The following is an 11,159-nucleotide window of genomic DNA, read 5'->3' on the forward strand; positions in this document are numbered from 1 at the left end:
ATCCCGGCGCGCTGACCGGTCAGGGGACGCAGGGCGTTGGCGGTGAGGGCGGCGATCACGCCCTGGCGGCGGAGGAAGCTCACGAGCCGATGGTATCCGGCCAGGTAGAACCTGTTCTCATGATGAGACCGAGGGCACAGGCGGGCCGGCCCCGGCGCTCAGCCTCGCAGCTCCCTGACGATGGCCCGGACGGCCTCGTCCGCCCCGCCGTCGCCGGCCGTGTCGACGACGGTGGTCGGCACGGGCCACGGCTTCCATCCCTCGCGCAGGCCCTGCACCCGCCCCCAGGGCACCTCCCGCAGCTCGTGGTCGCGGGACTCGAGGCGTTCGCGGTGCAGCACCTCGTCACTGCACCGCACCTCGACCACGACGACTCGTCGTCGGTGCTCTGTCGCGAGGTCCAGCCAGGCCTGCCGTGCCTCGGGGTGGGCGTTGACCGCGTCGGCGACGACGGTGTGCCCCAGCGCCAGCTGGGTGTCCACGAGCCGGTTGGCGACGGCGTACGCCGCCAGCCCGAGCGGTTGCTCGGGATCGACGCCGGCGTCGTGCAGGCCACGCTCGATGGTGTCAACGGAGATCAGGGGACACCCGAGCTCGCGGGCCAGGGTGGCGGCGACCCGGGTCTTCCCGCTCCCGGGCAGGCCGGACATCACGAGAAGGGTCACCGGGGTGACGGTAGCGGTGTTCCCCAGCGGGACGTCCCTCAGTGCAGGTGCTCGGCGAAGAAGGAGAGCACCGCGTCGACGCCCTCCTGCTGGCGGTGCGCGGTCACGGTCGAGTGTCCCTTGCCCTCGAGCTCGACGCGGATGAAGGCGTCCCCGAGCTCGCGGGTGAGGGTGTCGAAGCGCGTCCCGACGGCGGGGTCGGAGCGGAAGCGCAGCCCCAGCACCTGCTGCCCGGCGGCGCACCGTCCCTTGACGACGTCGAGGTCGCCGGGGGAGAGGTTGACGTCGGCGGCCCGTTTCCTCCCCACGGCGAAGGGGGTGCTCGGCTGGCACAGCACGGGCGCCGCGACGGCCGGGTCGACCGCCATCGCCAGCGCGAACCCGCCGGTGAAGCACATCCCGAGCGCCCCGACGCCGGGACCGCCGAGCTCGGTGTGCAGCTCACGAGCCAGCGAGCGCAGCCAGCCGGCGACCGGCGTGGTCTCGCCGGTGCGGAGCCTGGTGAACTCGCGGCTGACGCACACCCGCCCCAACGACGACGCCATGGTGCGCGGTGACATCGGTGCGCCGTCGGTGCCGAAGAGGCTGGGCATCACCACCGTGAAGCCGGCGTCCACGACCTCCTCGCCGAACGTCGCGACCTCGGGCGTGATGCCCGGGATCTCATGGATCACGATGACTCCTGGTCCCGTCCCCCTGCGGTACGTCGGGTGCGTGACGCCGTCATGGGTGTGCGAGCCGCGGGCCCAGCCGTCCGGGAAGGTCATGTCGGCCATTGTGGACCCGTAGGCGAGACTGGCGGGGTGGATCTCCAGCACCAGTGCGAGCACGACTTCGAGTGGCGACCCGGCGAGACGCTGGAGGTCGACGGCGAGGCGGCGCGTACCCAGGCGAGCTGGTTCCGCGAGGTGCTGGGGCGTTACGCCTCCGGGGTCACGGTGGTGACCACCATGGCGGGGGAGTCCCCGATCGGGATGACCTGCCAGTCGTTCACGAGCGTCTCGCTCGACCCGCCGCTGGTGGCGTTCCTGCCCACGCGGCAGTCCCGCGCCTTCGCCGCGATCCGCCGGTCGGGGACCTTCTGCGTCAACCTCCTCGCGGCCGGGCAGGCCGAGGTCTCCGACCGGATGGCCGGACCGTCCGACGACAAGTTCGCGGGCCTCGCCTGGCACCCGGCCCCCGGGACCGGCTCCCCGCTGCTCGAGGGGACCGTGGGGTACGTCGACTGCACGGTCGAGGCGATCCACGAGGCCGGCGACCACGTCATCGTGGTCGGGCGGGTCGTCGACCTCGCCGCCGGGGGCGACGAACGCCCCCTCGTCTACCACCGCGKGCRCTACACGACCACGGACTGACGCCGAGCGGCAGGCCTTCCGCGCCGCGGTCGCGCGGTCTGGAAGGATCGCGCCCCATGATGGCGTTCCCCCGGCACGGATTCGTGCTGCTCGCCATGCCCAAGTGCGCCTCGACGTCGCTGGAGACCGCGCTCGCACCGTACGCCGACCTGGTGGTCGACCGACCGCCCGGCCTCAAGCACCTCGGCGCGTCCGGCTACGCGCGGCGGATCGCCCCACGGCTCGCCTCCGACGGCCACGACCGCGACTCCTACGAGCTGGTCACGATGTTCCGCGACCCGGTGCGCTGGCTGGAGTCGTGGTGGCGCTACCGCGCCCGCCCGGAGTCTGACCGCCACAAGCCCGGTGCCGACAGCTCGGACCTCTCCTTCGACGAGTTCGCGCGGTTGTACGTCGCCGGAGACCCCGACGCGCCGACCCCACGGGGTCGGCCCGGACAGTTCGTCACCGTCGACGACGTGGTCGAGGTCGACCGGGTGCTCGCGGTCGAGCGCCCGGACGCCTGGCAGCCGTGGTTCCGGTCCCGCCTCGGCGAGGACGTCGAGTTCAGCCGTCGCAACGTCTCGCCCCCGGCCGACCCCGAGCTCAGCGATGCCACGCGGGCCGTCCTGGTCGACTTCTTCGCCCCCGAGTACGCCGTGTGGTCGCGGCTGCAGGACACCGGCCAGTGGTCGGGCGCCCGCGGCACCCGACTCGTCGTACCCCCGCGGGGTCGCTGACGCCAGGAGGCTCGATGGCATCCTGAGCGCATGCGACCCGGCCAGCCCGTCCAGCCCGTCCACGTGTGGATCCGGTCCGAGTCCCGCGACACCGAGCGGCGCGCGCCCGTCGTGCCGGCCGACATCCCGCTGTTGCTCGACGCCGGCTTCGAGGTCACCGTCGAGGAGTCACGCCAACGCGTCTTCACCGTCGACGAGTACGCCGCGGCCGGGGCGACCGTCGTGAGGGAGGGCACCTGGACCGACGCACCGGACGACACCTACGTCCTCGGGATCAAGGAGCTCCCGGACGAGCCGGAGTCGCTGCGCCACCGGCACATCTTCTTCGCGCACGCGTTCAAGGGCCAGGAGGACGCGCGACGCACCCTCGGGCGGTTCCGGCGTGGCGGGGGGCGGCTGTTCGACATCGAGTACCTCACCGGCGAGGACGGCAGGCGTGTGGTCGCGTTCGGCTACTGGGCGGGCTACGTGGGCGCCGCGCTGGGCGTGCTGCAGGTGGCCGGCACCCTGACCGCGCCGCTCGCTCCGATGGCCAAGCACGAGCTCGACGCGGAGCTGGAACGGGCAGGGAAGGCCGGGGCCGACGAGCTGCTGGCGCTGGTGACCGGCGCGCGCGGGCGGTCCGGCCGTGGGGCCCAGCAGGCGCTCGCGACCGCGGGGATGCCGATGACCCTGTGGGATCGCGAGGAGACCCGGGACCTGCACAAGCAGGCGCTCCTCGGCCACGACCTGCTGGTCAACTGCGTGGTCACGCACACCCCGACGACTGCGTTCGTGGAGCAGGCGGACCTGGACCGCGAGCGCCGGCTGCGGGTGCTCGCGGACGTGACGTGTGACGTCACCGGCCCGACCAACATGCTCCCGGTCAACACGACCATCACCACCTGGGAGGAGCCGGTGCGGCGGTTGCCCGGCGGCAGCCGTGAGCACGGCAGTGCGGTGATGGAGGTCATCGCCATCGACAACCTGCCCTCGCTGCTCCCGCGCGAGGCCAGCGAGGGCTTCAGCGCCGACCTGGCCCCGCAGCTGCTCGGGCTGGCCGGGGAGGATGGACCGTCGGCGCCCTGGCGGGCGGCTGGCCACGCCTTCGACCAGGCGGTCGCGGGACTCGTCACGCCGTAGGCCCGGCCGGCGTCGTCCCGGTCTGGCTCAGATGCCGCGTGAGCAGTCGAGGGTCTCCCGCAGGATGTCGGCGCGATGCTGCGCTCCTGGTAGGTCGCGATCCAGCCCGCCACGGTGTCATCCTCGTCGACGAGCAGGTCCGCGTCCTCGGGTGCGGGGACGACCTCCGGCCAGCCGTCGGCCGGCCTCCTCCCGGCCATGATCACCTCGAACCATCACTGCTCCCACGTCGCTGACACCCTCGACCTTGCGGATCAGCCCGACCCGCTGGGCGTCGAGGAAGTTCTCCAGGGCTGCGTGCTCGGAGGTCGGTGTGCACGACACGCTCGTCTCGGCGGGCATCGGCCGATGACGGCGTCCTGTGGGAGTGAAGCCGCATCAGCTACGTGCGCCGTGAGGTCCAGCTCCTGCACATGGCGCCGACATACGCCCGAAGCAGGTGGACTTCGATGCGTGCGCTGCTGGCGGCGTAGCGGTATGGACCTTCGTGCGCCTCGAAGCCAGTAGCGTGCCTCCGTGGGAACGATCGACGACAACTGGGTAGAAGCGGTCGTCGAGGCCTGCGACCCCATCTTCGAGGCGGCCGACGTCGGCTTCGTACGGCAACTGCAGTAYGCCGACGAGCGGCGTGCGCTTGTCGACGCGCTTCTGTGGGAGGCGGATCCTCGACGCTTCGCACAGCGCTACCCCGACAGCGGCATCGTGGAGACCTACGGCGAGCAGCAGTGGCCCAACGTTCACTGCATCGACTTCTGGGTCAATGTTGACCATGCGGCGCAGCGCTGCCGCTTGTCCGTCGAAGGATGGAACCTGCCTGAGCTCTGGCTCGACCTACGCGGGCACGGCGAGTCGGACGGTGCCGCCATTGCCGACATGTTTGCTCGGATCCTGGCGGTTCCCTCTCCGCGCGTCTGAGTCGAACACCCGGATCTACCGGTACGACCAATCTGTCTGGCACTGCGGCAGGCCCCCTCAATCTTGGTGATGCCTCGCGGGCGTCGACGATCCGTCGCGGTCCCTCGGGCAGAGTGCACTCCGGTCGGTGTCTGAAGGGGTCCAGTGGCCGAGGGAATGACATGTACGCGGGGCTTGCAGGCCTTCTGCTTKCTGGGACTGCTGACTGTCGTCGGATGCTCTGCGGATGCCTTGTCGAGGACGTCCGACGCATCCCAGAGTCCATCGACACAGATGTCGACGTACACCTCGGAGTGGGGCATCCGCCTCGGCATCGTGCGTCAGTATCCCGAGGATCGGGTGCTCTCCTCTCCGTCCGCCACTGTGGGTGGTCTCGGGGGCGTCGTGGAGTTGTGGCCGCTGGACGACGTCGACCACGAGGGCGAGGACCTGGACCCGTTGTTCCTACCGGCCGGGACCAAGGTGTCGTACGAGGCCGTCGTGAAGCCGGACTGCGACAACATCGAGGAGTCACCGCCCATCGAGTTCCGCATCCCCGCCACGCTCCCGGACGGCAGGCAGGTGATCGACGCTGTGTCCCCGAGCAACCCGTCGGTCTACGGGGTCGCCGTCAACCAGTGGTGTCGCCTCGGCGTAGCCGTCCAGGTGGGAGGCGGAGGGCTGGGCGAGGGCAACGAGCCGTCGCGTGTAGCAATCCTGGTCAGCAACGGCTCCTCGGACGACATCCATGTTGAGGTGCCTGCGCTGGAGAGCGACGGCGCGTCGTGGCGCGCGCTTGCTTTCACCGTTCCTTCTGGCGAGCAGGTGACGAGGGAGGTCCTCGGCTGGGACGTGCGCTGCGACCGCACACAGCAGCGACCCTGGGCCGACGGCCGCCTTCTCATCGACGGCTCGCCGTGGGACGAGCCCATCGCAGACGTGTGGTGCTGACCATCACGATGAGTTGCGACCCCCCTGGAAACGGGTGGCGACCTCCCCTGTGGACATCCTCATCTGCCGCAACCCGAGCGTCGACTTCATGCCGGCGACAGCTACGTGTGCGACTGCACTGGCAGGATCGGAGCCATGCTCGCTGAGCCGCTGTCCTACCCAGATCCCCCACTGAGCGATGGCCGCATCAGCCTGCGACGGTGGCAGGAAGGGGACGTCGAGTGCATCCGTCTCGCGGGCACGGATCCTGACATCCTCAGGGGCACGACCGTGCCTGCCGATTTCACTCCCGCTGAGGGGCTGGCCTTCATCCACCGGCAGAGGACCCGGGCGCACGACGGTGAAGGCGTCAGCCAGGCGATCGTGGATGCGAAGAGTGACCGCGCCATCGGTCTGATGTGGGTCGCGCTGCGCCCGCAGCCGCATGTCGGCGGATTGGGCTACTGGGTTGTCCCGCAGGAGCGAGGCTATGGAGCGGCGACAGCGGCTGTCCGGTTGGTCGTCCCCTGGGCGCTGAGTGCGCTGCACCTACGCCGCTTGGAGGCTTGGGTGCAGCCAGAGAACTCGGCGTCGCAGCAGGTGCTCCGCAACGCCGGGTTCCTGGAGGAGGGACGACTCCGGAACTTCCTGACGATTGAGGGCCGAACGGCAGACGCACTGGTGTTTTCATCGGTCCGGCCCGAGCGCTAGCCGACGACGCACTCACCTGTGACAACGAGGCGCCACTCGCGGTTGCTGGAGGACCTTCGCCTCTGGATGTGACGTCGCACGCAGACAAGGATGCTCCGTGTGGGCGCACTGCAGGACGGTGTTGTCTCTCGTCAGCACGCAGCGGACAGGAGAAGCCATGCGAACACACCGGATGGCGCGGGTGTGCGTCGCCGTCGTGGCGCTACTGACCGCCGCCGCGCTGAGCCCCGTCGGGGCGCAGGCCCCGACGAGTCAGCTCATGCCGATCGGAAGCAGACTCACGACGCGGGTCCTCACCGCCGACGGGAACGACCGCTTCAAGGTCGCGATCTCCAACGGCGTGATCAACATGTCGGCACCCGCGACGAACACCGGGGCCAACCTGCGCGAGGTGTTCTGGCCGACCGGGCAGCCGTCGTTTCGCGACGGCCAGGTCTGCGCCAGTTGGCAGTACGAGTCCACCCAGTCCATCCAGGAGGGCGTCGCACTTCGTTTCGTGACCGGGCTTGGGAGCCGGATGTTGGCGCTGACTGTCGACAAGAACGTGTGGGCCCAGGCGTACTGGACGTTGTGGGTCGTCGGCTGGGACACTGCCTCGCCCGAGGTGTTCACCGGTATCGCGAACAAGGACGTGGGTGCCGTCGTCTCGCCGTACGGCGCGTACCTGCCCTTGCCGTGGCGGGTCTGCGCCCGGGTTGTCGGATCGGCCCTGACGTTCAAGATCTGGGTGCCGGCTCGGGAGCCGGAGCCGAGCTGGACGGATCCGACGCACGCCGGCACGGCGACCATCCCAGCCAAGTACAACGTCCCGGGGAAGTTCGGTTGGTACGTCGGGCACATCCCACCGAGCGGCAGTGCCCTGTACGGCGACCTGCAACTGTGGCGGTTCGGCGGCTGAGTCACTCGAACCCGGCAGGGTCGGACCTTCCAGGCGTGCATCCAGCATTTCGCGTCGCCGAGAACAGATGCGTGGATCTGCCATGAGTGGAAAGCTGGATCGCTTGCGGCGCGGGCTCTCGGCCAACACCATGGCCGGATGAATGACGTGCCCGAACGCTGGAGTCAGGCGAGCATCTACCCGGATATGTGGGCAGATCCGGCGGCTGATCCTCGCAACAGTGACGGAGTCAGCCCGGACGGCGAGTTGGCGACGCTGCAGGACTACCTGAGCAGTTATCGGTTGACCCTGCTGATGAAGTGCGAGGGCCTGGGCCCCGAGCAGTTGGCGCGTCGCTCGGTGCCGCCGTCGACCATGTCGTTACTTGGACTCGTGCGTCACCTGGCCGAGGCGGAAAGGGACTGGCGCAACTGGTTCGTGCCGGGGGAGCCCGCGCCGAAGCTGTACGGCGAGGGCGATGCCGACTTCGAGCAAGCCGTCGGCGAGCAGGCGACGGTCGACGGCGCACTCGACGATCTTGCTCGGGAGCAGGCCGCTACTGACCTGGCGTTGGCCGAGCATCCGGACCCGGGTGAGCGGATCGGCGCACGTGGTGTCGCGGTGCGTGAGTTGTGGGTCCACCGGATCGAGGAGTACGCCCGGCACTGCGGACACGCCGACCTGCTGCGCGAGTGCATCGACGGCCGAGTCGGGCAGTAGGTCAGCCTCACGTCTGTGTGGTCCCCTTGTGACCGTCGGACGCCTGGCCGGATCAGTGCGATCGCCACACGGGGGTCGAGGGGTTCGACTACGCGGAGGCGACCGGGGTCGACGCCGAGGGTGGCAATCCACTCGCGGTTTCGCTCGTCACTATCCAGGAGCAGCCCGATGGCAGCGGTCGCATCGGGTACGTCTCCAAGGGTGAAGGGGCGAATCCACAGCCGAGCCGTCGTCAGCACCTGAGCAGTATGCGACCTGAGGGAGCCACGGAGCCTCCATCTGCGGCTGGAGGTGGGCGCAACCGGCGAGGGGCGGACGTGCGTCGATCCGCGGCTACACGTCGCCGACTGGTGAGGCCTTCCCCACATGACTGAGTATCTCGTCAACGACGTCCGGGAGCGGACGGGTCGCGTCGATCACCACGCCCGCGGCTGGGATGTCCTCCTTCGTCCCGTGAAGGCGGACGACGAGGTCGCGCTCGGAAGGCTCGGAGCCCCACTCGCCCGACTGGCGCTGATCGAGACGTTGGTGCAGGGTGTCGGTGTCGATGTCGAGGACGAAGACCTCGTCGAACACGTCGAGGAACGTGTGGAAGTTCCGCGAGCCCCCGCAGAAGAAGGTTGCGCGCTCGCGTCGATCGGCTGCCCTCGCTCGCACGAGATCTATGTCCCATATGTGGTGCTCGTGGTCGGCCGTGTCGGTCGCCTCACCGGTCTGAGGGTCGCCCTGGTACGCGAGTTCCCTGTCACCGTTGATCGCTTGGTAGCCACGCCGCATCAGCTCCCGGTACACCGCTGTCTTGCCCGATGCGGAGACCCCCTCGACGAGGTAGTTGCAAACACCCATGCGGAGAGTATGTCGCCGGGTCCGCGTCTAGGCGCAGCACTCATCAGACGCAGCGGTGTCCGTGGACGGATGTGTGGCGCCGCAGCAGCCGTTGGTGGCTGCGGCTTCGGCCATCTCGGTGTCGGTCTTTCCCTCGAGCTCTGGGTGGGCGTCGGCGAGGACGACGTAGTTCTCCCAGCGCTGCGTGTCGGGTCCGGTGACCCAGTGCTTGTCCTGGCGGGCGTAGCAGCACACAACGTCGCCTTCGACGTCCAGGGTGAGGCCGGCGGCTTCGAGGCGGTYGGCTTCGGACTGGACCTCGCCCATCGAGGAGCGTTCGACGCCGAGGTGGTTGAGGGTGCCGGTAGCTGCGGGGTTCTCGAACAAGACGAGCTTCACCGGCGGATTCGCGACCGCGAAGTTGGCGTAGCCGGGTCGGCGCTTGGCCGGTGGGGTGTCGAACAGGGTCGAGTAGAACTCGACCGCCTGGTCGATGTCGTTGACGTTGAGCGCGAGCTGGATGCGGGACATGGCTGACTGTCTCCTCAGACATAGACGAACTTCGATGTCATGAGAGGTTGGCACCAGGCATCGACATCTGTCAATATCGGCACATGTCGAAGTCTCTGCTCGAGCTCACTCCTGTCGAGGCGGTCGCCTGCTGTTCGCCGGTGACCCGGGAGCCGATGTCGGCCGAGGCTGCCTCGCGCATCGCTCCGCTGCTGAAGGCGATCGCCGACCCGGTTCGCCTGCGGCTGCTGTCGCTGGTGGCGTCGCACGCCGACGGCGAGGCCTGCGTGTGCGACCTCAATGACGCGTTCGACCTCTCGCAGCCGACGGTGAGCCACCACCTCAAGCTGTTGCACGAGGCCGGCCTGTTGGACCGCGAGAAGCGCGGGGTGTGGGTCTACTACCGGGTGAACCCGACCGCGCTCGCAGACCTGGCCGCGCTGCTCGGCGGCGTCTCCGCGTGAGCTCGGGCCCAACCCCGGACCTCGTACGCCGGGCGACGGCGGAGCTGCTCGGCACCGCGTTCCTGGTGTGTGCCGTGGTGGGGTCGGGCATCGCGGCGCAGCGGCTGTCGCCGGACGACGTCGGGCTGCAGCTGCTGCAGAACAGCGTCGCGACCGGTGCCGTGCTCGTCGCGCTGATCCTGGCGTTCCAGCCGGTGTCGGCGTCGTTCAATCCGGTGGTCACGGCCGTGGAAGCGGCGCTAGGGCGCGTGTCGGCCGGCACTGCAGCGGTCCTGGTCGCAGCGCAGGTGTGCGGTGGCCTCGTGGGCGTCGTGCTCGCCAACGTGATGTTCGACCTCGCCGCCGTCTCGATCTCGACGCACGATCGCGGTGGCTCCGGCCAACTGATCGGCGAGGTCGTGGCGACGTTCGGGCTGGTCCTGATCGTCTTCGGAGCGCTCCGCTCGCCGCGGATCGAGACCGTCGCGTTCGCAGTCGGGGGCTACATCACGGCCGCGTACTGGTTCACCAGCTCGACGAGCTTCGCCAACCCCGCTGTCACTGTGGCTCGGACGATGTCCGACACCTYTTCGGGCATCGCACCGGCTTCGGCCCCGGCCTTCGTACTCATGCRAGCCATCGGCGGCGGGCTCGCGCTCGCCGTCGTACGCCTGCTGCACCCCACACCCGTCGCCCTACCGTCCCGGGAGCCCCGATGACCGACCTACCCACCGTCCTCTTCGTCTGCGTGCACAACGCCGGGCGCTCCCAGATGGCCGCCGGCTACCTCCAGCAGCTCGCCGGCGACCGGGTCCAGGTCCTCTCGGCCGGCTCCCAGCCCGGCCACCAGATCAACCCGGTGGCGGTCGCGGCTATGGCCGAGGAAGGCATCGACATCGCCGCCAATGAGCCCAAGCTGTTGACCGACGCCGCCGTGCGCGAGGCCGACGTCGTGGTCACCATGGGCTGCGGCGACGAGTGCCCTTTCTACCCGGRCAAGCGCTACGAGGACTGGGTCTTGGACGACCCGGCCGGTCAAGGCCTCGAAGCGGTCCGCCCCATCCGTGACGAGATCAAGTCACGAGTGACAGCGCTTCTCGCCGACCTYAGACGCTAGACGGTATGAACCCGCTCAGGACTGCTGAGGGGTTGCGGGCCGGGGCCTGACTCACAAGATCCGTGGGTCACCGCGCAGGGGTCGCCTGCTCGGTCTGCCCGACAGCTGACACGCCGGCCACCCGCCTGACCGTGGGCTCGCCGGCTGGTGCTGGTCCCTGCTGTGACGCTCGTCCGTAGACACGCGGTCCAGCCCCTGCCGAAAGCAACGTCCTGCGGCATCCAACCCGTGCACATCAGTCTGACTGCGCGTCGCCGACGACACGCTCACC

The 11,159-nt window shown here is 69.4% G+C and carries 15 protein-coding genes; 11 read left to right on the forward strand and 4 right to left on the reverse strand.

Annotated features, from left to right (window positions below):
* Positions 1-158: 158 nt before the first annotated feature.
* Together ACXJKL_RS05530 and ACXJKL_RS05535 are read right to left on the reverse strand one after the other, a co-directional pair.
* Positions 159-665, reverse strand: coding sequence for an AAA family ATPase (locus ACXJKL_RS05530; protein ID WP_457206059.1), 507 nt, complete (start codon positions 663-665; stop codon positions 159-161).
* 38 nt (positions 666-703) lie between these two features.
* A complete protein-coding gene (locus tag ACXJKL_RS05535; protein ID WP_457206060.1) occupies positions 704-1,432 on the reverse strand; it encodes a dienelactone hydrolase family protein in 729 nt (242 codons plus the stop codon).
* A gap of 36 nt (positions 1,433-1,468) precedes the next feature.
* On the opposite strand from ACXJKL_RS05535, the gene ACXJKL_RS05540 reads away from it, so the two are divergent.
* The 8 genes from ACXJKL_RS05540 (at position 1,469) to ACXJKL_RS05575 (ending at position 7,993) form a co-directional block, all read left to right on the forward strand.
* Complete coding sequence (locus ACXJKL_RS05540) at positions 1,469-2,020, forward strand: flavin reductase family protein (RefSeq protein WP_457206061.1); 552 nt, start codon at positions 1,469-1,471, stop codon at positions 2,018-2,020.
* 56 nt (positions 2,021-2,076) lie between these two features.
* Positions 2,077-2,739, forward strand: a complete 663-nt coding sequence (locus tag ACXJKL_RS05545; RefSeq protein ID WP_457206062.1) for a hypothetical protein — start codon at positions 2,077-2,079, stop codon at positions 2,737-2,739.
* A 30-nt stretch (positions 2,740-2,769) separates the two neighbouring features.
* A complete protein-coding gene (locus ACXJKL_RS05550) occupies positions 2,770-3,861 on the forward strand; it encodes a hypothetical protein (RefSeq protein ID WP_457206063.1) in 1,092 nt (363 codons plus the stop codon).
* A gap of 516 nt (positions 3,862-4,377) precedes the next feature.
* Complete coding sequence (locus ACXJKL_RS05555; protein ID WP_457206064.1) at positions 4,378-4,776, forward strand: hypothetical protein; 399 nt, start codon at positions 4,378-4,380, stop codon at positions 4,774-4,776.
* Positions 4,777-5,049: 273 nt separating this feature from the next.
* Positions 5,050-5,706 carry a hypothetical protein gene (locus tag ACXJKL_RS05560; RefSeq protein WP_457206065.1) on the forward strand — a complete coding sequence of 219 codons (657 nt, stop codon included), beginning with the start codon at positions 5,050-5,052 and terminating at the stop codon, positions 5,704-5,706.
* A 135-nt stretch (positions 5,707-5,841) separates the two neighbouring features.
* The gene (locus ACXJKL_RS05565; RefSeq protein WP_457206066.1) at positions 5,842-6,396 is read left to right on the forward strand and encodes a GNAT family N-acetyltransferase; all 555 of its coding nucleotides are present in this window, start codon (positions 5,842-5,844) and stop codon (positions 6,394-6,396) included.
* 157 nt (positions 6,397-6,553) lie between these two features.
* Positions 6,554-7,294 (forward strand): hypothetical protein, encoded by a 741-nt coding sequence (locus ACXJKL_RS05570; protein ID WP_457206067.1) that lies wholly within the window; start codon positions 6,554-6,556, stop codon positions 7,292-7,294.
* Positions 7,295-7,432: 138 nt separating this feature from the next.
* A complete protein-coding gene (locus ACXJKL_RS05575; protein WP_457206068.1) occupies positions 7,433-7,993 on the forward strand; it encodes a DinB family protein in 561 nt (186 codons plus the stop codon).
* A 333-nt stretch (positions 7,994-8,326) separates the two neighbouring features.
* On the opposite strand, the gene ACXJKL_RS05580 is transcribed toward ACXJKL_RS05575, so the two are convergent.
* Together ACXJKL_RS05580 and ACXJKL_RS05585 are read right to left on the reverse strand one after the other, a co-directional pair.
* A complete protein-coding gene (locus tag ACXJKL_RS05580) occupies positions 8,327-8,839 on the reverse strand; it encodes a nucleoside kinase (protein WP_457206069.1) in 513 nt (170 codons plus the stop codon).
* A 27-nt stretch (positions 8,840-8,866) separates the two neighbouring features.
* The gene (locus tag ACXJKL_RS05585; protein WP_457206070.1) at positions 8,867-9,349 is read right to left on the reverse strand and encodes an ArsI/CadI family heavy metal resistance metalloenzyme; all 483 of its coding nucleotides are present in this window, start codon (positions 9,347-9,349) and stop codon (positions 8,867-8,869) included.
* Between the two features lie 83 nt (positions 9,350-9,432).
* Here ACXJKL_RS05585 and ACXJKL_RS05590 point away from each other — a divergent pair, with 83 nt between their 5' ends.
* The 3 genes from ACXJKL_RS05590 to ACXJKL_RS05600 are packed head-to-tail and all read left to right on the forward strand — an operon-like array spanning position 9,433 to position 10,888.
* A complete protein-coding gene (locus ACXJKL_RS05590; RefSeq protein ID WP_457206071.1) occupies positions 9,433-9,792 on the forward strand; it encodes a metalloregulator ArsR/SmtB family transcription factor in 360 nt (119 codons plus the stop codon).
* Positions 9,789-10,490 carry an aquaporin gene (locus tag ACXJKL_RS05595; protein WP_457206072.1) on the forward strand — a complete coding sequence of 234 codons (702 nt, stop codon included), beginning with the start codon at positions 9,789-9,791 and terminating at the stop codon, positions 10,488-10,490. Before ACXJKL_RS05590 ends, ACXJKL_RS05595 begins: the two co-directional genes overlap by 4 nt.
* The gene (locus ACXJKL_RS05600; RefSeq protein ID WP_457206073.1) at positions 10,487-10,888 is read left to right on the forward strand and encodes an arsenate reductase ArsC; all 402 of its coding nucleotides are present in this window, start codon (positions 10,487-10,489) and stop codon (positions 10,886-10,888) included. Before ACXJKL_RS05595 ends, ACXJKL_RS05600 begins: the two co-directional genes overlap by 4 nt.
* The last annotated feature ends 271 nt before the right edge of the window (positions 10,889-11,159 follow it).

Source organism: Nocardioides sp. P5_C9_2, from assembly GCF_054049555.1.